Annotated in this window: 19 protein-coding genes; 10 read left to right on the top strand and 9 right to left on the bottom strand. The window is 72.8% G+C overall.

What is annotated here, in order from left to right:
* The first annotated feature begins 24 nt into the window (after positions 1-24).
* Positions 25-903 carry a thermonuclease family protein gene (locus WME90_RS12035; protein ID WP_437281243.1) on the top strand — a complete coding sequence of 293 codons (879 nt, stop codon included), beginning with the start codon at positions 25-27 and terminating at the stop codon, positions 901-903.
* A 154-nt stretch (positions 904-1,057) separates the two neighbouring features.
* Here the strand turns inward: WME90_RS12035 and WME90_RS12030 are convergent, their stop codons facing one another.
* Complete coding sequence (locus WME90_RS12030) at positions 1,058-2,026, bottom strand: hypothetical protein (protein ID WP_437281242.1); 969 nt, start codon at positions 2,024-2,026, stop codon at positions 1,058-1,060.
* A 272-nt stretch (positions 2,027-2,298) separates the two neighbouring features.
* On the opposite strand from WME90_RS12030, the gene WME90_RS12025 reads away from it, so the two are divergent.
* Positions 2,299-2,844, top strand: a complete 546-nt coding sequence (locus WME90_RS12025; protein ID WP_437281241.1) for an NUDIX hydrolase — start codon at positions 2,299-2,301, stop codon at positions 2,842-2,844.
* Positions 2,845-2,916: 72 nt separating this feature from the next.
* Positions 2,917-3,849 (top strand): Uma2 family endonuclease, encoded by a 933-nt coding sequence (locus tag WME90_RS12020; RefSeq protein WP_437281240.1) that lies wholly within the window; start codon positions 2,917-2,919, stop codon positions 3,847-3,849.
* A gap of 53 nt (positions 3,850-3,902) precedes the next feature.
* Here the strand turns inward: WME90_RS12020 and arfB are convergent, their stop codons facing one another.
* On the bottom strand, positions 3,903-4,334 hold the full coding sequence (gene arfB, locus WME90_RS12015; protein ID WP_437281239.1) for an alternative ribosome rescue aminoacyl-tRNA hydrolase ArfB: 432 nt from the start codon (positions 4,332-4,334) through the stop codon (positions 3,903-3,905).
* A gap of 111 nt (positions 4,335-4,445) precedes the next feature.
* Between arfB and WME90_RS12010 the strand changes: the two genes are divergently transcribed.
* Together WME90_RS12010 and WME90_RS12005 are read left to right on the top strand one after the other, a co-directional pair.
* Positions 4,446-5,111, top strand: a complete 666-nt coding sequence (locus WME90_RS12010) for an FIST signal transduction protein (RefSeq protein ID WP_437281238.1) — start codon at positions 4,446-4,448, stop codon at positions 5,109-5,111.
* Between the two features lie 6 nt (positions 5,112-5,117).
* Positions 5,118-6,101 carry an STAS domain-containing protein gene (locus WME90_RS12005; protein ID WP_437281237.1) on the top strand — a complete coding sequence of 328 codons (984 nt, stop codon included), beginning with the start codon at positions 5,118-5,120 and terminating at the stop codon, positions 6,099-6,101.
* A 131-nt stretch (positions 6,102-6,232) separates the two neighbouring features.
* Here the strand turns inward: WME90_RS12005 and WME90_RS12000 are convergent, their stop codons facing one another.
* The 5 genes from WME90_RS12000 to WME90_RS11980 all read right to left on the bottom strand — a co-directional run bounded on the left by WME90_RS12000 (position 6,233) and on the right by WME90_RS11980 (position 10,062).
* A complete protein-coding gene (locus WME90_RS12000; RefSeq protein ID WP_437281236.1) occupies positions 6,233-6,637 on the bottom strand; it encodes a hypothetical protein in 405 nt (134 codons plus the stop codon).
* Positions 6,638-7,010: 373 nt separating this feature from the next.
* Positions 7,011-7,829 carry an SRPBCC family protein gene (locus WME90_RS11995; protein WP_437281235.1) on the bottom strand — a complete coding sequence of 273 codons (819 nt, stop codon included), beginning with the start codon at positions 7,827-7,829 and terminating at the stop codon, positions 7,011-7,013.
* Complete coding sequence (locus WME90_RS11990) at positions 7,820-8,428, bottom strand: ArsR/SmtB family transcription factor (RefSeq protein ID WP_437281234.1); 609 nt, start codon at positions 8,426-8,428, stop codon at positions 7,820-7,822. The genes WME90_RS11995 and WME90_RS11990 overlap by 10 nt, the downstream gene beginning before the upstream one ends.
* Before the next feature lie 116 nt (positions 8,429-8,544).
* Complete coding sequence (locus WME90_RS11985; protein WP_437281233.1) at positions 8,545-9,363, bottom strand: N-formylglutamate amidohydrolase; 819 nt, start codon at positions 9,361-9,363, stop codon at positions 8,545-8,547.
* A gap of 66 nt (positions 9,364-9,429) precedes the next feature.
* The gene (locus tag WME90_RS11980; protein WP_437281232.1) at positions 9,430-10,062 is read right to left on the bottom strand and encodes an RNA polymerase sigma factor; all 633 of its coding nucleotides are present in this window, start codon (positions 10,060-10,062) and stop codon (positions 9,430-9,432) included.
* A 3-nt stretch (positions 10,063-10,065) separates the two neighbouring features.
* Here WME90_RS11980 and WME90_RS11975 point away from each other — a divergent pair, with 3 nt between their 5' ends.
* Positions 10,066-10,437, top strand: a complete 372-nt coding sequence (locus WME90_RS11975) for a thioredoxin family protein (protein ID WP_437281231.1) — start codon at positions 10,066-10,068, stop codon at positions 10,435-10,437.
* 107 nt (positions 10,438-10,544) lie between these two features.
* Here WME90_RS11975 and WME90_RS11970 read toward each other — a convergent pair whose 3' ends face one another.
* Positions 10,545-10,943, bottom strand: a complete 399-nt coding sequence (locus WME90_RS11970) for a hypothetical protein (protein WP_437281230.1) — start codon at positions 10,941-10,943, stop codon at positions 10,545-10,547.
* A gap of 279 nt (positions 10,944-11,222) precedes the next feature.
* Between WME90_RS11970 and rarD the strand changes: the two genes are divergently transcribed.
* The 3 genes from rarD to WME90_RS11955 all read left to right on the top strand — a co-directional run bounded on the left by rarD (position 11,223) and on the right by WME90_RS11955 (position 14,563).
* The gene (rarD, locus tag WME90_RS11965; RefSeq protein WP_437281229.1) at positions 11,223-12,149 is read left to right on the top strand and encodes an EamA family transporter RarD; all 927 of its coding nucleotides are present in this window, start codon (positions 11,223-11,225) and stop codon (positions 12,147-12,149) included.
* 37 nt (positions 12,150-12,186) lie between these two features.
* Positions 12,187-13,278: a TauD/TfdA family dioxygenase gene (locus tag WME90_RS11960; RefSeq protein ID WP_437281228.1), complete on the top strand. Its 1,092-nt coding sequence runs from the start codon at positions 12,187-12,189 to the stop codon at positions 13,276-13,278.
* Between the two features lie 226 nt (positions 13,279-13,504).
* A complete protein-coding gene (locus tag WME90_RS11955; RefSeq protein WP_437281227.1) occupies positions 13,505-14,563 on the top strand; it encodes a lysylphosphatidylglycerol synthase domain-containing protein in 1,059 nt (352 codons plus the stop codon).
* Between the two features lie 49 nt (positions 14,564-14,612).
* Here the strand turns inward: WME90_RS11955 and WME90_RS11950 are convergent, their stop codons facing one another.
* Positions 14,613-15,452: a Uma2 family endonuclease gene (locus tag WME90_RS11950; protein WP_437281226.1), complete on the bottom strand. Its 840-nt coding sequence runs from the start codon at positions 15,450-15,452 to the stop codon at positions 14,613-14,615.
* A gap of 584 nt (positions 15,453-16,036) precedes the next feature.
* Between WME90_RS11950 and pepN the strand changes: the two genes are divergently transcribed.
* On the top strand, positions 16,037-18,652 hold the full coding sequence (pepN, locus tag WME90_RS11945; protein WP_437281225.1) for an aminopeptidase N: 2,616 nt from the start codon (positions 16,037-16,039) through the stop codon (positions 18,650-18,652).
* The last annotated feature ends 14 nt before the right edge of the window (positions 18,653-18,666 follow it).

The following is an 18,666-nucleotide window of genomic DNA, read 5'->3' as shown; positions in this document are numbered from 1 at the left end:
GCGGCGCCGGCCGTGGAGGGAAAGATGATTTCCAAGCTGATCCGAGGGCAGTTCCTGATCCTGGGCAAAGAGCCCGACGGCGACAGCATCCGTTTCGTACCGGACGACGCGCTGCTGTTCGACGACCTGTACCGGTATCATCGCATGCGGTTCAACGAGCACGATGGGAGCATCCAGCTCCGGCTGGAGGGGATCGACGCGCCCGAGACGCACTACGGCCCGAAGTACGCGCAGCCGCTCGGGGAGGCGGCGCGCAACGCGCTGCTGGAGACGCTCGGGTACGATTTACGCAAGATCGAATGGTCCGGACAGAAGGTCGTCGTCGACGAGAACGCTCCTGTCCGGGGCGCGATCATCACCGACGGCGCGGACGCGAACGGCAGGCCCATATCGTACGTCTTTCGAGAGGACGCCGAGGTCCTCGCCCCGTTGAGCGACGGCGCGGAGCTCGCGCCCTCGGTCCAGGCCGTCGAGCAGTCGTCCAACTACGCGATGGTGACGAGCGGCCACGCTTACACGACCTTCTACACCTCGATGCCGAAGAAGCTCCGTCGCTACGTCCGGACGGCGGCCACCGAGGCCAAGCGGCACAGAAGGGGGGTATGGGCGGCCGACAGCACGGATCAGTTCTGGTTGAGCGAGATCGAGGACGTCGCCGTCCCGGCCGGCGCGCTGATCTTGCCGAAGCTCTTTCGCAGATGCGTCGATTACATCAAGTCCGGGTTCGACGGCACGATCGAGGAGTGGATGAGGGCGCGCGACTCGGGTCCGCGCCCCGAGAACGATCGGGTGCTCCTCGAGTCGGTCGGCTTCGAGACGTCGCTGAGCGAGCTCGTGGAGACGGTCAACGGCTATGTCCGGCTCAAGCACGATCTCCTCGACCTCGTGTTCGTCGAGAAGTGATCTCGCGGCGTCGGCTCGGCCCCACCGGCCGGCCGTCGCGTCGATGGGCTGACGTCCCGCGCACGCGCGTGGGTGCTCGGTCCCGCGCCTCCGACGCGCCCATGGCTCGTCGTCCTCGACGGCGGCCGCCTGCGGCCTCGGCGGACGACCCGGGTCATGCAGCGGCCTCCCAGGGGACGACACCGTAACGGCGGCGCAGCTCCTCGAGATCGACCGCCATGTCGGACCAGAAGTCCCAGTCGTCCATCAGGTCGATGTTCATCTTCGTCCCGCGAACGAACGATCGCACGAGCTCGTCGGCGAGCCCGGGCGTCGCGAGCATCCCCTGCTGCGATGGCGCGAGCACGGTGAGCTGGACGCCTTGCTGGAGCTGCACCAGCAAGAACACGAGGATACCGAACGGGTTCTCGCGGCGATACCCCGCCTGGAAGGCGATCGTCATCGCCTCCCCGCGCAGGTCCGTGCCGTAACCGGCGATGATGTGGCTCAGATCGTGGGTGAGCACGCCCTCGGGCACGCCGCGCTTCTCGCCGGGGAACGAGAAGCCGTTCTCTCGATAGAAGATGAAGAGCGCCTTGCCGAGGGTGCCCTCCCCGTACGCCTCCAGGGCGCGGTAGCGCGCCGCGACTGGCTCGTTCTCCAGGATGCCCGCGAAGCTCGCGACGTTCCGGGCGAGCCCGTAGAGGCCGCCTTCATCGAGCATGCGCCGCACGTTCTTGCCGAGCAGCGAGCTCCGGCTGATATCGATGCGCAGGAGGAGCAGCTGCCGCTCGTAGAGGCGGTGCAGCTGGCGGACCGCGTCCGGCCGCGCCCCGAGCGCCGCGGCGAAGCGCTCGACCTCGAGCAGCTCGCGCTCGTCGACGCGCTCGCCGCACAGGGTCATGGCGCAGAGACCGTTGACGAGCTGCTCGCGCAGCGCGGGGTGCTCGACGGCGCGCGCCAGCTCCTCGGGCGCTATCGGAGCGAGCGCGTCGATGTCGACGTCGGTGTGGAGGAGGTGCCGCTGCACCGCGGCGATCGCGTCGCGTCGCGACCCGTCGAGGGGGCCGGCCGAGGTAAGGACGACCTTGATGGCACGCAGTCCCGCGTGCGCCTGCTCTTGGCTCGGAACGATGTAGGTCATGCGAAGAAAGATGATGCCGAGCGCGCGTGTCGTCCTTGACCGAAGGCGCCAATATCTTGACCGCGCGCGCCGCCTGCACCGAGCCGCCGAGCCGCGGGGCCGCGCTCGCTCGATGTCGCGGCGGCGCCGCCCGGGAGGACCTTCGCACCCGCCCTCTTGCTCTTGATGTCCGCCGTCGCGCCTGGTAGCCGTGCTCTCGCCGTGCGGCCGCCCGTGCTCCTCTCCCCTCCGCGCGGGCGCCGGAGCGGCCGCGGCGCCGAGGTGGGTTGATCATGACGGTCGTGCGGTGGAAGGCATTGGAGCGGCGCGTGATCCAGCACTCGCCGTGGCGGAGGATCGAGGATGTCGCCTTCGAGCTTCCGGACGGACAGGTCCGCACGTTCTCGCTCAAGAAAGAGGGGCGAGTCGTCTGCGTCCTCGCCATCTCCCGCGAGAAGAGGGTGATCCTGGCGCGCCAGTACAGGCCGGGGCCCGATCGGATCCTCGACGAGCTCCCCGGGGGCGGCGTCGAGCCGGGGGAGGCCCCGGAGGAGGCGGCGGCGCGCGAGCTGCTCGAGGAGACAGGGTATGTCGCAGGACGGCTCCTGCCGCTCGGCCGGCCGCTGGAGTGCGCTTACTCGACCATCGAACGACATGCGTTCCTGGCCGTGGATTGCGTGCGCCACGGGGCGCAAGCGCTGGATGAGACGGAGTTCATCGACGTGGTAGAGAAGCCCATCGCGGACTTCGTGGAGCAGCTCAGGGAGGGCGCCTGCACGGACCCGGAGGTCGGGTGGATGGGGCTTTACGAGCTGGGCTGTCTGAAGGCGAGCGCGTGATCCACGCGCGCCCGCGCGAGCACGCCGGCGCCGCGATCCCCGCCGGTCGCTGGCTGCGCTATGGTGGAGGCCATGCGCAGGCACGATCACGTCCTCCTCGCTCCGGGCGCCGGCGCGTCCGGTCGCACGGCCCACGCGCCCCCGGCCGGCAGGGCGCGCCCGCACGTCGATGACCGGCTGGCCCCGCCCGAGACGCGGGTGGAGTACCTCCACGGCGTCGAGGTCTACGCCGCCCCGGCCGATCCGCCGCACGCGACGCAGCATTTCGATCTGACCTACGTCCTCGGCGCCCATGTCGCCGAGGGCTACCGGGGCGCCGTCGACATGCTGACCCGGACCGACCTCGGCAGCGATTATGCGGCCGACGCCAGCATCTTCGCGCAGAAGCCAGACCGCGCGGGACGCCGGCGGCTGGAAGAGCTGGCCTTCGAGGTCAGCGACAAGCAGGCCCTCGCCGTCCCGACCAGCAAGGCGCGCCTGCTGATCGAGCGCGGCGTGCGGCGGGTGTTCTGCATCCTGGTGAAGCAGCGTCGGGTGATGGAATGGTCGCGTGAGACCGACGGCTGGCGCCCCCTGCCGAAGGATGCGGTCATCGAGGATCCTTGCCTCGTGCGCCCGCTGCCGATCCAGTCGCTCCTCGACGCCGCGTCCTCGGACGACGCCGTAGCCCGCGCGCTGCTCGACAAGCGCGTGCCCGCGCTCGAGGCGGCGCTCGCGGAGGGCGAGGCCCGCGGCGAGGCCCGCGGCGAAGCGCGCGGTGAGGCCCGCGGCGAGGCGCGCGGTGAGGCCCGCGGCGAAGCGCGGGGCGAGGCGCGCGGCGAGATCAAGATGGCGCAGGAGGCCATCCTCACGGTGCTGGCGTCGCGCGGGGTCGCGGCGCCGGCCGAGGTCGCTCGCGCGATCACCGGCTGCGACGATCTGAACAAGCTACGGCGATGGCTCAAGCGCGCGGCCATCGCGACGACCGCGGCCGAGGTCGTCGCCGGCTCCCGGCGCAAACGCTGAGCGAGGGCCGCCGCGGCGCGGGCGAGCGATGGACGCCGCGTCCGCGCGCCCCGTCACTCGTGATCCCCCCTGCCGCGGCGCACGTGCTTCTTCTCGCCCGTGCGCCGCTTCTCGTCGAGCCGCCGCGCCTTCGACGCCCGCGTCGGCCGCGTCGGCCTCCGCGTCGCCGGCACCTCGAGCGCGCGCAGGATCAGCGCGCGCAGCTTCTCGCGCGCGTCGTCCAGGTTGCGCAGCTGGTCACGAGTTAGCTGGCTCACGATGAAAAGCCGCCCCTCGGCGTCGAGCCGGCCGCGCGCCAGCGCGCGCAACCTCGCCTTTGCGTCGTCGGCGAGCTCCGGCCATCCGTCGAAGTCGAAGCGCAGCTCGACCTTGGAGGCGACCTTGTTGACGTTCTGACCGCCGGGCCCTGACGCGCGCACGGCGCTCCAGCTGAGGAGCGCCGCCGGAGCGGTCAGCGCATCGTTGACGACGAGGGGGTGAGACACGGCGGCTCTCTTTCCTGCGGGCGGCGCGAGCGCCTGACGCCTAGCACGCGATCCGAGCGGGCTCCACACCGGCCCCGGCCACCGCCCTGCGTGTGCGGCCACGGTCGCGGCATGGAGCGCGGGCGGGCCCACGAGGGCGCGGTGCTGCTGTCCGCCCTCTACCCGTCTAGGGAGATCTCCTATGCGTTCAGCAGCGGCTATGCCCCCACCGAGCACCGCTGTCGCGTGGCCCGCGCCGACGGCCGGCGCCTGCCCGAGATCGACGGGCTCCCGGCCGCCGAGGTCTACAACCGCTGGACCGGCGGCCTGATCTCCGCGCAGCTCGGCGGCGGGACGATCCTCGAGCACACGGCGCTCCACCCCCTCGGGCGGCCCTCGGGCTGGATCGGCAAGGTCCCCCAGTTCGTGCTCATCCACCCGGACACCGTGCAGAAGGACAACTCCATGACGCTCGGCGCGAACATCAACGAGGGCGACGAGCTCGTGCTCATGCAGGGATCGCGCGAGAGCGTGATCGGCCGGGTCCGCTCCGTGGTCGACGCCGCGCTGGGGGCCGCGCCGCCCTCGTTCCGCGCGCAGGGAGCGCTCGTGATCTTCTGCGCGGGGTGCATGCTCGCCGTGCGCGACGAGCTCGATCGCGTGGTCGAGGGGGTGACCGCGTCGCTCGGGGCGACACCGTTCCTCGGCAGGTTCACCTTCGGCGAACAGGGGTGCTTCACCCGGGGCAAGAACCAGCACGCGAACCTCTCCATCGGCGTCATCCTGCTCGGAGCCTGAGGTGTGATGGAAGAGGCTGCCCGCGAGACCATCGCCGAGCTGCAACGCGCGCATGAGGAGGAGCGTGCGCTCCGGCTGGAGGCCGAAGGGCTCGCGGAGGTGCTCCTGCGCTTCACGGAGCCGGGCAGCTTCGCGGAGACGCTGGCGCGCGTCGTCGAGGCGACCGCGCAGCGGCTCGGCGCCGCCGCCGGCTTCGTGATCGCGTTCGGTGAGGGGGCGGGCGGCCGCGTCCTCGTCGCGACCGATCCGAGCCTGCCGGCGACCGCGTGGGAGGCCGGGCCCGCGTTCACGCGCGCGCTCGAGGGCCGGCCGGTGGCCAGCTTCGACCTCCGCCAGCTCGCCGAGTGGCAGCGCCAGCCGGCGCCCCTGCTCGAGCGCTACGGCTCCGGGCTCCACGCGCCGCTGCAGGCCGGCGCCCTGCGGTCGCTGCTCGTGCTGGTCCATCCGGACCGCGCCTTCTTCGACGCGCGCCACGTCAGCCTGGTGCGCCGCCTCCTGCCCGCGGCGTCGCAGGCGCTCGCGCGCGCCCGCGCCGAGGAGGAGCTCGCCCACGCGCGCGAGCTCGCGCACGAGCGGGAGATCACCGAGAAGCTGACCCTCATCGAGAGCCAGCGCGCCGCGATCCGGGCGCTGTCCATGCCCATCCTCGAGGTCTCGAGCCGGATCCTCTGCGTCCCCGTGATCGGCTTCGTCGACGAGGAGCGGTGCGCGCACCTGATGGAGCGGCTCCTCGCCGCCGTGATGGCCAGGCGGGCGCGCGCGGTGGTCATCGATGTCACCGGCCTCGACCGGATGGAGGCGAGCGCGCTCACGCTCTTCCTGCGGGTGGCGACGGCGGTGAGGCTGCTCGGCTGCACCTGCGTGCTCGCCGGCATCGGCCCGGACGTCGCCCGGGATCTCGTGCGAGAGGGCGTGGCGTCCGGCGACGTCGTGACGTACCGCCGCCTACACGACGCGCTGAGGGAGCTGCTCCCGCGCTCGAGCCGGTGAGCCGGTAGAGGACGCAGGCCCATCCCTGGGCGTCGCAACGGCGCGGAGGCACCCCCGCGCCGTTACCGGACCGGGCGCCCACTGCGGGGCCCAGCCGCGTCCCGTGGCCAGATCCGGCGCCCGCGCGCAGCTCAGGAGAGCTTGCGCCGCGCCGACTCCCACCCGCGCCGCACGGCGCTCTTGGCCTCGTCCCAGGTGCGCCCGCCCTTGAGGTCGTTCCACTCCTCCTTGAGCTTGCGCTCGACCCGATCGTCCCAGTCGGTGTGATCGCTGTAATGGCTCGCCGCGCCCCAGCCGTAGCGCAGCCCCGGCTCGACCTGGTCCCAGTCGCTGTTCGGCGCGTAGCGCGGCGGGATCGGCTGCTTGCCGAGCGCCTGCTTCACCGTGTCGCCGACGTCCTGGTTGAGCTCCTGCCCCTTGTCGTCGGTGAAGTCCGCCTTTGTCTGCTCCCAGTCGCGGCGCAGCGCTTCCTTCACGCGCTCCCAACCGGAGGCCTTCTGCTCATCCCACCACCTCGGATTGCTCGCCTGGATCATCGGTACCTCCAATCGACTCCCGTTGAACGAGCGCCGGCCCGAAAAGGCCGAGCGCTGCCGTGGGCCTGGCGATACACGAAGGGTGCCGCCCCGAGCATCTGCCCGAAACCGCCGTGAATCTGGCTGCTTACAGCGATGTGCCCGGTCCCGGATCGCCCCTCTCCCGGGCCCTGGCGGAGGCTCGCCCGCGGCAGGCCGTCACAGATGGGACAAGCTGCCTCGACGCCCCCTCGGGCGTTCCCCGCATCGGCGGACACGGCAGCGGGGCCGCTGCCGGCTCACCGAGGTCGTGCTCGAGCGAGCCGCCGGTCCGGCGCCGGTGCCTCGTCAGGCGCGCCTCGATCGCGCGCGGCCGGTCTCCGAGCCGCCCGAATCAGCCGGCCGGCGGCCCCGGAAAGCGCTCGGCCATGAACGCCCGCCACGCGGGCTCGTCGCGCGCCGCCGCGGCAGCAGCCTTGTCGCCGTACAGGTACACGCGGATCGGCAGGAAGACCTGGCCGGCCATGGGAAGGGCGAACAGGTGGGCGATGCCGGGCGCCGGATCCTCGAGCCGGAGGAGCAGCTCCGGGTGCTCGCTCGGCCCGACGCGCTCGACCACACCCGCGAACGGCGGCGCGCCTGCGGCGGAGCTCACCCGCTGGCCCTCCGCCACGCCAGCGAGCCCGAGCGGGCCGATCAGCGCATCCCATGTCGCGGACCGGGGCTCGGCTCCGGCGCCCATCAGCTGGAACGCCGCGCAGCGCTGGCCACGGAAATGGGCGAGATAGAGCCGCAGGATGCGGAAGAAGGCCGCCCAGCCGTGCATGTGGCCCTCGAACTGGTTGTCCCAGTCATCGGTGCTCGCGAACCAGCTGTGCACCACGCGAACGACGCACGTCCCGCCGGACTGCGCCTCCACGATCCACTCGGTGGCGACCTTGGGGCCGCCTGGTCCCATGTCCTCCCGGGCCTCGGCCGTGAACGCGCGAGGCGGATCCCAGGCCGTGATGGTCGCGACCGCGTCCATGCTCGCGCCCGGGCCGAAGTGGGAGACGGTCGCGCCGCCTTCGCGCTCATCGACCTCGCTCGGCACGAACCACGACGAGATCCCGGGCCCGGTGGCGATGGCCGCCCACACCTCTTCGGGGCTGCCGGGGACCTCGACCTCGGCCTGGACGTGCCGACGGCCAGACGCGTCTTTTCTCACGGGCATGACGACTCCTTTCTTGGGGCTTCGTTCGGTGTGGGGTGAGAGACGATCACCAGGCGGTGCGATCGCCCGCCAGGCGCCGAATCGTCGTGGTAACGCGCGACGAGCGCCGTCACCGCGCGGGTGAGCTCGCCGGTGAAGGCGGCGCGCTCCGCCGGGGATCGGAAGCGGACCTCGGCGTCGATCGACAGCGACGCCAGGCGCTTGTCGGCCTCCCGTGACCGCCGCAGGAGATCGCTGACCTCGCGCACGACGCGCGCGCCGAGGGCGATGAGGTAGCTCGCGGAGAGGCGGTCTGCTGTGCGCTCGGGATCCACGGCGACGGGCCCGAGCGCGCCGGGCGACACGACATAAGAAGCCGCGCTCGCGACGAGCAGCCGCTCCGTCAGCCCACCCCACTTGCGCGTCCCGGCCATGCGCACGAGCCCATGCGCCTCGAGGGCGCGCAGGTGGTAGTTGATCTTCTGGCGCGCGATCCCGAGGCGCGTGGCCAGCGTCGCGGCGGAGGCGGGCGCCGAGAGCTCCGAGAGCAGCCGGCTCCTGACAGGCTCGAGCGCCGCCGCAGCCGCGGCCGGATCCTCGATGACGTCGACGTCGAGCATGCACCCGTGGGTATCATTGACAATTTTTTTTGTCAATGACCCCAGGCCGCAGGTTCCCCGCCACGGCGAGGGGCGCGAACCCCTCGCCGTCCGGTCACGACCCCCCGCCTACGACGTCACCGAACGGGGGCGACGCCCGGGGAGAGATCGCTCATATCGACGCCGCTCGCCTCGATGGCCCGGTAGCTCGCCGCGAGGCGCTGGGCCCAGGCCTCCACCCCCTCGTCGCTCATCAGGCCGTCCTGGCGGATCTCGAGGAGCACGCAGGGCAGGCCTCGGGCCTCGCCGTGCGTGGGGATCCCGTAGTCTCCGCCGTCGGTCACGCGGTAGGGCTCGTTGTCGCCGACGCAGAGCCCAGGCTCGCGCCGCAGCGCCTCGAGGAACGGCGTGGCGAGCCTGCGGTCGCGCCCGTAGAGGACGGCCGCGTGCCAGGGCCGGTCGAAGCCGAGCATCGAGGGCGTGAAGCTGTGGATGCTGAGGATCGCCGTGCGCTCCCGGCGGTCCCGCCGCGCGTCGAGGAGCGCGGTGATCGCGCGGTGGTAGGGCCAGAAGCACGCGTCGGCCCGCGCGCTGGCCTCCGCGGCGCCGATGGCGTTGCCGGGGATGGGGACGCCGCAGCTGATCTCGGGGATGGACGTCGGCGAGCCCAGCGGCCGGTTGCAGTCGATGACGAGGCGCGAGTAGCCGGAGAGGACGAGCGGCGCGTCGAGGAGCGCGGACAGGCGGCGCGAGAGGCGCGCCGCGCCGATGTCCCAGCCCGTGTGCTCGCGGAGCGCATCCTCTTGCCTGCTCAGCTCGGGGAGGCTCCGCGGAACCGCGTTGGACGCGTGGTCGCAGAGCAGGACCGCGCTGGAGCGGCCCTCGGGGTTCACCACCTCGAACGCGGGCGGCTCGTCGGGCGCGAGGATGCGCAGGGCTGGCGAGGGAGGGCTCATGGCGTCTCGCTCAAGACATAGCAGAAGCCCGCGCGCGCTCTCGCGAGAGCGCGCGGCGGCGCGCGCTCAGGGCGGCGACGTCATGCACGCGCGCAGCGCGAGCTTGGCCCGGTGCAGGAGCACCGCGACGTGGCCGGCCGAGATGCCCAGCGCGCGCGCCACGTCCTCTCCGGGTTGCTCCTCGAGCATGCGCAGCGTCACGACGGCCTTCTGGATCTCGCAGAGCTCCTCGACGCACGCGCGCAGGCGGACGTGCTCCTCGGCGCGCGCGATCGCCTCGTCGGTCGCCGGGACGTCCCCCACGGCCTCGGGGTGCGCGTCGACGTCCTCGTGCGGCCTGGCGCGGAAGTGACGGCGGCGCCGGTTGCGCGCGGCGTTCCGCACCATCCCGGCGAGCACGCCGCCCCACGCGCCCGCGTCCTCCGGGAGCGCGCCCCGCTGCGCGAGCGTGAGCAGCGTGCAGAGGGCTTCCTGGACGCAATCGACCGCGTCCTCCGGCGTCACCCCCTCCGCGCGCGCCAGCGCCGCGAGCGCCGAACGCTCGGAGCGCACGAGGTGCGACACATGGTTCAGGAGTTCGTCCGCGTCCTTGATGGCGCCCATGGTCCAGGAGGTCAGGTGTCGAGCCGCGCCCACATTACAACGGCGCGCGCTGTAATGGATGCCGGCCTCGAGACCTGGCAGGGCATGGAGGTTCACGCCATGTCCACGAATCCTGTCCGCGAGATCGACGAGGCGAGCTTCGACGCCGAGGTGCTGGAGGCCGGGGTGCCCGTCCTCGTCGAGCTCACCGCCACGTGGTGCCCGCCGTGCCGCGCGCTCGCGCCGATCCTGCACAAGCTGGCGGAGGAAGGCGCAGGGCGCCTGAAGGTGGTCGCCGTCGACGGCGATCGGTGCCCGGCGATCGCCCGCCGCCTCGGCATCCGCGCGTTCCCGACGGTCGTCGCGTTCGCCGGGGGCGTGGAGGTGGCTCGTCACGTGGGGCTGACCACGAAGGACAAGCTCCTGAAGCTGATCGAAGGGCGCGCGCCCGCCGGCGGGGCGCCGAGGGACCGAGCGCCCTCGCCCTCGTGAGGGTGGCGCGGTCGCGCTCCTCGGGCTGTCGGGGGGCCGCGGCGGGCGCGCGATCCGTGCGCGCACGCGGCGGGGCTCGTGCGCCCGCGGCGCGGTCCCCCTCTGGCCTACCGGCGTGACCTTTCGGGCCGCCGGTGTGTATCGCGCTGCCCCTCGGCGGCGGGGAAGCTGACCTTGCGCGTCGTCGACTCGGACCCGGAGACCTCGAACGGCCCCACCGCCAACGGCTCGCCGACCGGCCTGCCGTCCTCGTCGACGAGCGAGATCGTCCCGACATAGTCATCGGCGACGACCTGCACGCTCGCGTCGAATCGGTCGCAGGGGACCACCTGCCGCGTGACCTTGTTGTTCTTCGTGTTGATGAGGACCAGCTCGACCGCGGTCGCGCCGTGCGCCTTGCACTGAGCGGCGTCGGTCTTGTCCTCGATGGACCACTGGACGGTGACGAACCCCATGTCCTCGGGGTGTGCGCCCCCAGGCTCGGCCTCGCCGGTCGTTCTCTCCATGCACCCGACCATCGTCGCTGCACATAACGCTGCCAGAGCGTAGACACTTCGCATAGGTACCTCGCTGTGCTCGGCGCGGACTCCAGCGCCGCGCTCCGCCTCCAGCAACGCGGGTGCCACGCGGCCCGCGGCGAGGCGGCAAGCTCGGCGCGCGCAGGCGGGGCTTGAAATGGTCGAGCAGGTTCGCCATGTTCGCCGTCCGATCGAACGCGAGCGGTGCCTCGCAGCGGCGGCGCCGGGCGGCGGGCCGCGTCGAGCGACCGAGGAAGCACGACCCCGATGCGCACGCCCGAAGATGCTCGCGACAGCCGCCAGGAGGCCGCGTGGGGCGTCGCCTACGGCGTCGCGGCCTACAGCTCCTGGGGCGTCGTCCCCGTCTTCTGGAAGCAGCTCCGTCACGTCGGCGCGGTCGAGGTCCTGGCGCACCGCACCGTGTGGAGCCTGCTCGCGTTCGTGGCGCTCACGCTGGCCACGGGGCAGCTCCGCGCGCTCGGCGCGGCCCTGCGCGACCGGCGCACCGTCGCGGCGATGGCGGCGACCGGCGCGCTCGTGTCGGCGAACTGGGTCCTCTTCATCTACGCCGTCGCGGCGGGGCGCGTGCTCGACGCCAGCCTCGGCTACTTCATCAACCCGCTGCTCAGCGTGCTGCTCGGCATGCTCTTCCTGCGCGAGCGGCTGCGGCCCGCCCAGTGGCTCGCGCTCGGCCTCGCCGCCTCGGGCGTCGTGTACCTGGCGGTGCGCGCCGGCTCGGTCCCCTGGATCGCCCTGGGCCTGGCCGGCACGTTCGGGGTTTACGGCCTGCTGCGGAAGGTCGTCGCCGTCGGCTCGCTCCCCGGCTCTACCCTGGAGACGTCGTTCATCGCCCCGCTCGGCGCCGCCTACCTGGCCGCTCTCCACATCGAGGGCGCAGGCGCCGCGGGCCGCGCCGATCTGCGGACCCACCTCCTCCTCGCCGCGACGGGCATCATCACGGCCCTGCCGCTCGTCTGGTTCACGAACGCGGCGCGCCGCCTGTCGCTGACCACCGTCGGCTTCCTCCAGTACCTCGCGCCGAGCGGCCAGTTCCTGCTGGCCGTGCTGGTCTATGACGAGCCGTTCACGACGGACCAGGCCGTGAGCTTCGCCTTCATCTGGACCGGGCTCGCGGTGTTCAGCGCCGACGCCGCGCTGCGCGCGCGCCGCCCGGCGAGGACGAGCGCCTCCTGAGCCCACCCGGCGAGGCAGGAAGGATTTGAACCGCCGAATGAGCTCCGAAGAGACCTCACCGAGCGCCGACCTCTCGCAGATCCCGGCGCAGATCACGGGCCCGGCGGCCTGGTACGGCCCCGCGATGGCGCAGAGCGACGGCTGGATCGAGCACATCTCCCAGGCGGAGCTCGAGGAGGTCGAGGCCGCGGTCCGCCGCTTCGCCGAGACGGGCGCCGATCCGGCGCACCTCCGCAGGGAGGCCTTCCCGCTGCCGTCGCTCGCCGCGCGCCTCCGCCGCGTGCTCGCGGAGGTGCTCGACGGCCGCGGCTTCGCCCTGCTCCGCGGGCTGCGCGGCCCGTGGCTCGACAGCGGGGACCTCCGCGCGGCCGCGATCGCGTTCCTCGGCATCGGCAGCCACCTGGGGAGCGCGCGCTCGCAGAACGCGCGAGGGCACCTCCTCGGTCACGTGAAGGACCTCGGCCTGTCGAGCCAGGATCCGAGCGTGCGCATCTACCAGACGCGCGAGCGGCAGACCTTCCACACCGACTCGTGCGACGTCGTGGCGCTGCTCTGCCTCCGGACCGCCAGGGCGGGCGGGCTCTCGGCGCTGGTCAGCTCGGTCACGCTGTACAACGAGATGCGCCGGGCGCGCCCGGACCTGACGGAGGCGCTGCTCGCGCCGATCGAGACCGATCGCCGGGGCGAGGTGCCGGCCGGCGAGCAGCCTTATTTCCGCATCCCGGTGCTGAGCTGGCACGCAGGGCTCCTGTCCGCCATCTACCAGCGGCAGTACATCGAATCGGCCCGGCGCTTTCCCGGCGTCCCGCCGCTCACCGCGCGGCAGATCGAGGCGCTCGACCTGTTCGATGCCCTCGCCAACGACCCTGCGCTCCACATGACCATGGAGCTCCGCCCGGGCGACATCCAGCTCGTGCACAACCACACGCTGCTCCACGATCGCACGGCCTTCGAGGACTGGCCCGAGCCTGATCGAAAGCGGCACCTGCTCCGCCTCTGGCTCGCTCCGCCCGGGGCGCGGCCGCTGCCGCGGGTGTTCCGCGAGCGCTTCGGCTCGCTGACCCCCGGCGACCGCGGGGGCATCGTCGTGCCCGGCACGCGGCTCCACGCCCCGCTCGATCCGGCGTGAGCGGCCGCGCCCGCGAGGCCCGCGAACACCGGGGCGCTCACCGCTGCTCGTCCGGAGGTCCCCACGTGAGCTCCTGCTCGCCGAGAAGCTCGACCCCTCACCGCCGCGTGCGCGCGCTGCATGCCCATGGCGCGTTCTCTGCGAGGCAGCTCACCGCCGCGTGCGCACGCTGCTCCCACACGGCGCCGGCACGCTCCTCGCAGCGCACCCCCTTCCCATGGCTCCCTTGCCTCCGGCCCGAGCGGCAGAGGAATGCGCCGGCGGCGATCCCCGGCCCGCGCCCGGCGGCGGGGCGCGCGTCGATGCCGCTCCGCCCGCCGCCCCGGACGCGCCCGCCGCCCGCCGCGCGCGGCGAAAGGCGCTGCTCCATGTGGCGCTCGGCGGCCTCGGCCTGGCCGCCCTGGCCGCGCTCATCCGCCACGTCGGCGCGGCGGAGATGCTCGCCGCGGTGACCCGCGCCGCGCCCTTCGTGCCTCTCCTGATCGCGCTGGAGGCGGCGCGCGTCGGCTGCGAGGCGCTCGCGACCGGCGTGCTCTGCGCGCCGCGGCGCGTCCCGGTCGCGGAGCTCCTCCGCATCCACGCCGTCACCTACCCCGTCATCACGCTGATGCCGGCCGGCCGCCCCGCGGGCGAGGCGGTCAAGGCCGCGCTGCTCTCCCCCCACGTCGGCGCCCCGCGCGCGGCCGCGATCGCCACGGCGAACCAGTCGCTCGCGCTCCTGTCCTCGGCCCCGCTGTCGCTCCTCGCGGCCATCGCCCTCTTCCGTATCGGCGGCGGCGCCTCCCCGCTCGCCCTCGGCGTGCTCGCGCACGCCGCCCTCCTTGTCGCGAGCGGCCTCGGCGTCGCCTTCGCCGCGCGGCAGCGCACCGCCTCGGCGTGGATCACCCGGCGGTTCGCCCGAGCCGGCCAGCTCGCGACCGCCTTCCAGGAGGCCGTCCACGAGCGCCCGCCCGTCCCGGCCTGGCCGTTCGCCGCCTGCCTCGCGGGCCGCGCGCTCCAGGCGGTGCAGTACGGCGTGCTGCTCGCCGTCGTCGGCGCCGAGAGCGGCCCCGTCCGCGCGCTCGCCGCGTACGGCGTGGGCGCCGCCGGCACGGCGGCCGGCGACCTCATCCCGGGCCAGGTCGGCGCCACGGACGGGGCCTTCGCGCTCGCCGCCCCGCTGCTCGGCCTCACCGAGAGCTCCGCCATCGCGATCTCGCTGCTCGTCCACCTCCTCCAGGCGGCCTTCGCGCTCGCGGGGATCGCCGCCGCGTTCCTGTGGCGCCGCAGCCCTCCGGCGCCCTGAGCCGAGCTCGGCTGGGACCAGGGGAGTCGCGCGCGCCCCCGGCGTGCGCTCAGCCGCGCTCGCGCTTGATGCGCTCCAGCTCGGCCAGGGCCTCGGCCAGCCGCCGCTCGGCCTCGTCGGCGCGCTGCCGCTCCGCATCGAGGCGGCGCCGCTCTTCGTCGAGGCGGCGCCGCTCTTCGTCGAGGCTCGTCTCCGTCTCTTCGATGCGCGCCTCGAGGTCGCCCACCATCGAGCCGAGCCGGGCGAGCAGCTCGTGCGTCTCCGGCAGCGGCGCCAGCCCGTGGAAGAAGCGCAGCCGGTCTCCCTCCAGGCTCAGGTCGAGGTCGAGCACCGTGCTCGCGAGCCGGCCCTCCTGCGGGACGATCGGCTGGTACCGCGCGCTGCCCTCGGCGAGCCGGAAGCCGCGCAGCCGCCTTCGCCTGCGATCGAAGACGAAGTACTCGGAGATGCCCAGCGACGCGTAGCGGGTGACGTTTTCCTCGAGGTCCTTCTTGCTCTTCCCGCGCCAGAGGATCTCCAGCGCGAAGTCGAGCCCCTTGCCCTCGGCGCTCACCGACCAGTGGGCGCGCTCCTTCACCTCGACGTCGAGCACCGCGAAGACGTCGGGCGCGAACATCCGCTCGGCCGGGTAGTACACCGGCAGCTCGCACGCGAGGTACACGCGCCGGCCGATGCGCTGGAAGTACCCGCCCAGCGCGTCCCTGGCCGCCACCTTCGGGTTGAAGTGGAAGTCGCCCTCGGGAGGGCACGCCTCGGAGATCTCGAACTCCGACGGGAGCGTGTCGAGGACGCGCTGCCGTTCCTCCAGCGTCATGCGGTCCCAGAGCTCCTGCGGAGGGGCCCGCGGATCGTCGGAGTCGATCACCCAGGACGTCGGCGCGCGCTGCATGATCCGAGCATAGCGGGCCCGCGCAAGCGCAACCACGGCACAAGGCATCGACCCCTCGAGGCCCTCCAGGCCACGCCGAGCCGCGCTGCGCTCCCCCGCTCGCGCTCCTGCGCCCAGGAGGGGTCCGGCACCCCTTGAGCGCTCTGCACTGCGGTCCGGAGGGGTCCGGCACCCCCTTGAACGCTCTGCACTGCGGTCCGGAGGGGTCCGGCACCCCCTTGAGCGCTCTGCACTGCGGTCCGGAGGGGTCCGGCACCCCCTTCTGGCACAACGGGAGCGGTGCGTGCGGGGTTGTTGGCACAGAATTTCGCAAAAAACGCGTAATTTGGCACAAATTTGCCCTGAAAATCGCTCGGCCGAGCGTTCTCGAGGGGTCCGGACCCCGGTGTGTCGCAATGCATTGTGCTTGAGCCAGTGCCGGACCCCCCTCCCCTGGCACAGAGCCGCGCCGTTCTGGCACAAAATCAGGGCACGCCGCTCTCTCCGGAGGCCGCCCGCGGCGTCGTCCGCTCCGACGGCGCAGCGACCGCGACCGCGGCAGATCGCTGGCACACCTCCTGCGGTTCGTCCTACGGTGTTCAGTCATGACGGAGACGACCGGCGGCCCCGGACGGGATGTGCTCACCCAGAAGGAGGCCGAGGAGCGCGCGGCGCGCATCGGCAACGCGCGCTACGAGCTCTCCCTCGACCTCTCGCGCGGCGCCCGCGGCTACCGCGGCGAGGCGCTCGCGTGCTTCGACGTCCGAGGCCACGGCGACACCTTCATCGACTTCCGCGGCCGGCACATCGAGCGGATCGAGATCAACGGCACCCCGGTCGAGCCCGCGTGGTCCGACTGCCGCATCCTCCTCCCGGGGAAGCTGCTCGCCCCGGAGACGCGCGTGCGCGTCGTCTACGAGAACGACTACGATCACACCGGCGACGGCTTCCACCACTTCAGCGACCCGGAAGACGGCGAGGACTACCTCTACTCGGACCTCGAGCCGTTCAGCGCTCACCGCGTGTTCCCCTGCTTCGATCAGCCGGACATCAAGGCGAGCTACAGGCTCTCCGTCACCGCGCCCGAGGACTGGGAGGTCATCGGCAACGCCCGCATCGCCCGCACGCTCGGCGCGGGCCTCGGCCGCACGACGCGGGTGTTCGAGGAGACGACCCGGTTCAGCACCTACATCTTCGCGCTGATCGCCGGCCCGTACGCCGGCGTCCGCGACGAGCACCGCGGCATCCCCCTCGGGCTCTACTGCCGCAGGTCGCTCGCGAAGCACCTCGACCCCGCGGAGCTCTTCACGATCACGAAGCAGGGGTTCGATTTCTACCCGGAGTTCTTCGACTACCCCTACCCCTTCACAAAGTACGATCAGGTCTTCGTCCCGGAGTTCAACGCCGGCGCCATGGAGAACGTCGGCGCCGTGACCCACAGCGAGCGCATGATCTTCCGGGACCCGCCGACGGAGCACCAGCACCTCACGCGCGCAGAGGTGCTCCTCCACGAGATGGCCCACATGTGGTTCGGCAACCTCGTGACCATGCGGTGGTGGAACGATCTCTGGCTGAACGAGAGCTTCGCCACGTACATGTCGTTCCTCGCGATGGAGCAGGCGACCCGGTTCAAGCCGGCCGTGTGGAAGGCGTTCAACGTCATGAAGAGCTGGGCCTACCGCCAGGACCAGCTCGTGACGACGCACCCCATCGCGGGGGAGCTCGCCGACACGGAGCACACGTTCCTGAACTTCGACGGCATCACCTACGGCAAGGGCGCCGCCGCGATGAAGCAGCTCGTCGCCGCGATCGGCCTCCCGGCCTTCCGCGACGGGATGCGCCGGTACTTCAAGCGCTACCAGTACGGCAACGCGACGCTGCGCGAGTTCCTGTCCGCGCTGGAGGAGGGCTCCGGCCGCGACCTGGGCGCGTGGTCGCGCCTCTGGCTGGAGCAGGCGTCCCTCAACACGCTGACCGCCGCGTGGGAGCCCGACGGCGACCGCATCGGCCGGCTCCGCGTGCTGCAGACGGCGCCCATCGACTACCCGACCCTCCGGCCGCACCGCATCGACGTCGCGCTCGCGCGCGAGGAGGACGGCGCGCTCGTCGTCGAGTCGGTGCCCGCGGAGATCGCCGGCGCGGCGACCGAGGTCGCCGCGGCGCGGGGGCAGCGGGCGCCGCTCCTCGTGTTCCCGAACCACAACGACCTCACGTTCGCGAAGATCGCGCTCGACCCGGCCTCGCTCTCGTTCGTGCGCGAGCACATGGGCCGCGTGGAGGATCCGCTCCTGCGCCAGCTGCTCTGGTCGTCGCTCTGGGGCATGGTGCGCGACCAGAAGCTCGCCTCCACCGCGTACCTCGCGCTGGTGAGGGACAAGCTGCCCTCCGAGCCCGACCTCTCGCTCGTCGAGCCGGTGCTCACGAACGCCGCGACGGCGCTCGCGCGCTACGTGCCGGACGCCCTGCGCGACGCCGAGGCGAGCGCGTTCACCGGCACCGCCCTCGCGGCCCTGCAGGCGGCGCCCCGCGGCGACGCGCAGATCGTGTGGGCGCGGGCGCTCTTCAACGCGGCGTACTCCGCGCCGGATCTCGCGCTGGCCGCGCGCCTCGCGGACGGCGAGATCGAGGTCGATGGCCTCGAGATCGACCAGGAGATGCGCTGGACGGTCGCCGTGAAGTGGGTCGCGCGCGGCATGGGGGGCGCGGCGGAGCGGCTCGCGGCGGAGCGCGAGCGCGACCCGTCCGATCGCGGCCAGCGCGCCGCGCTGCGCGCCGAGGCGGCGCGCCCGGATCCGGCGGCGAAGGCCGCCGCCTGGGCGCGCTTCCACGAGGACGGGTACGGCTCGCTGCACCTCACCAGCGCGGCGATGTCGGGCTTCAACTGGTCGTTCCAGCGCGCGCTGCTCGAGCCGTACGCGCAGGCGTTCTTCGAGCGGGTGCAGCACGTCTTCGAGACGCGGACGCACGAGCTCGCGTCCGCGTATTTCACCCACCTGTTCCCCTCGTACCGCGTCGACCGGGACCTCCTCGCCCGCGCCGAGGCGCGGACCGCGGCGCTCACGCGGCCCCCGGACGGCGGGCCGGCGACGCCGCGCCTGCCGATGCTCGTCCGGATGCTCCGCGAGGCGAGCGACGACCTCGTGCGGGCGATCGCCTGCCGGGAGCTCGCGGCGGCGAGCGCCGAGGGGCACCGCCCGGGGAGCGGGGGCGCCCCCGGCTGAGCGAGGGAGCGGCG

Source organism: Sorangium sp. So ce375 (assembly GCF_051473855.1).
Lineage (GTDB): Bacteria > Myxococcota_A > Polyangia > Polyangiales > Polyangiaceae > Sorangium.
The sequence above is the reverse complement of the archived record's forward strand: the minus strand, read 5'-3'. Positions and strand labels throughout refer to the sequence as shown.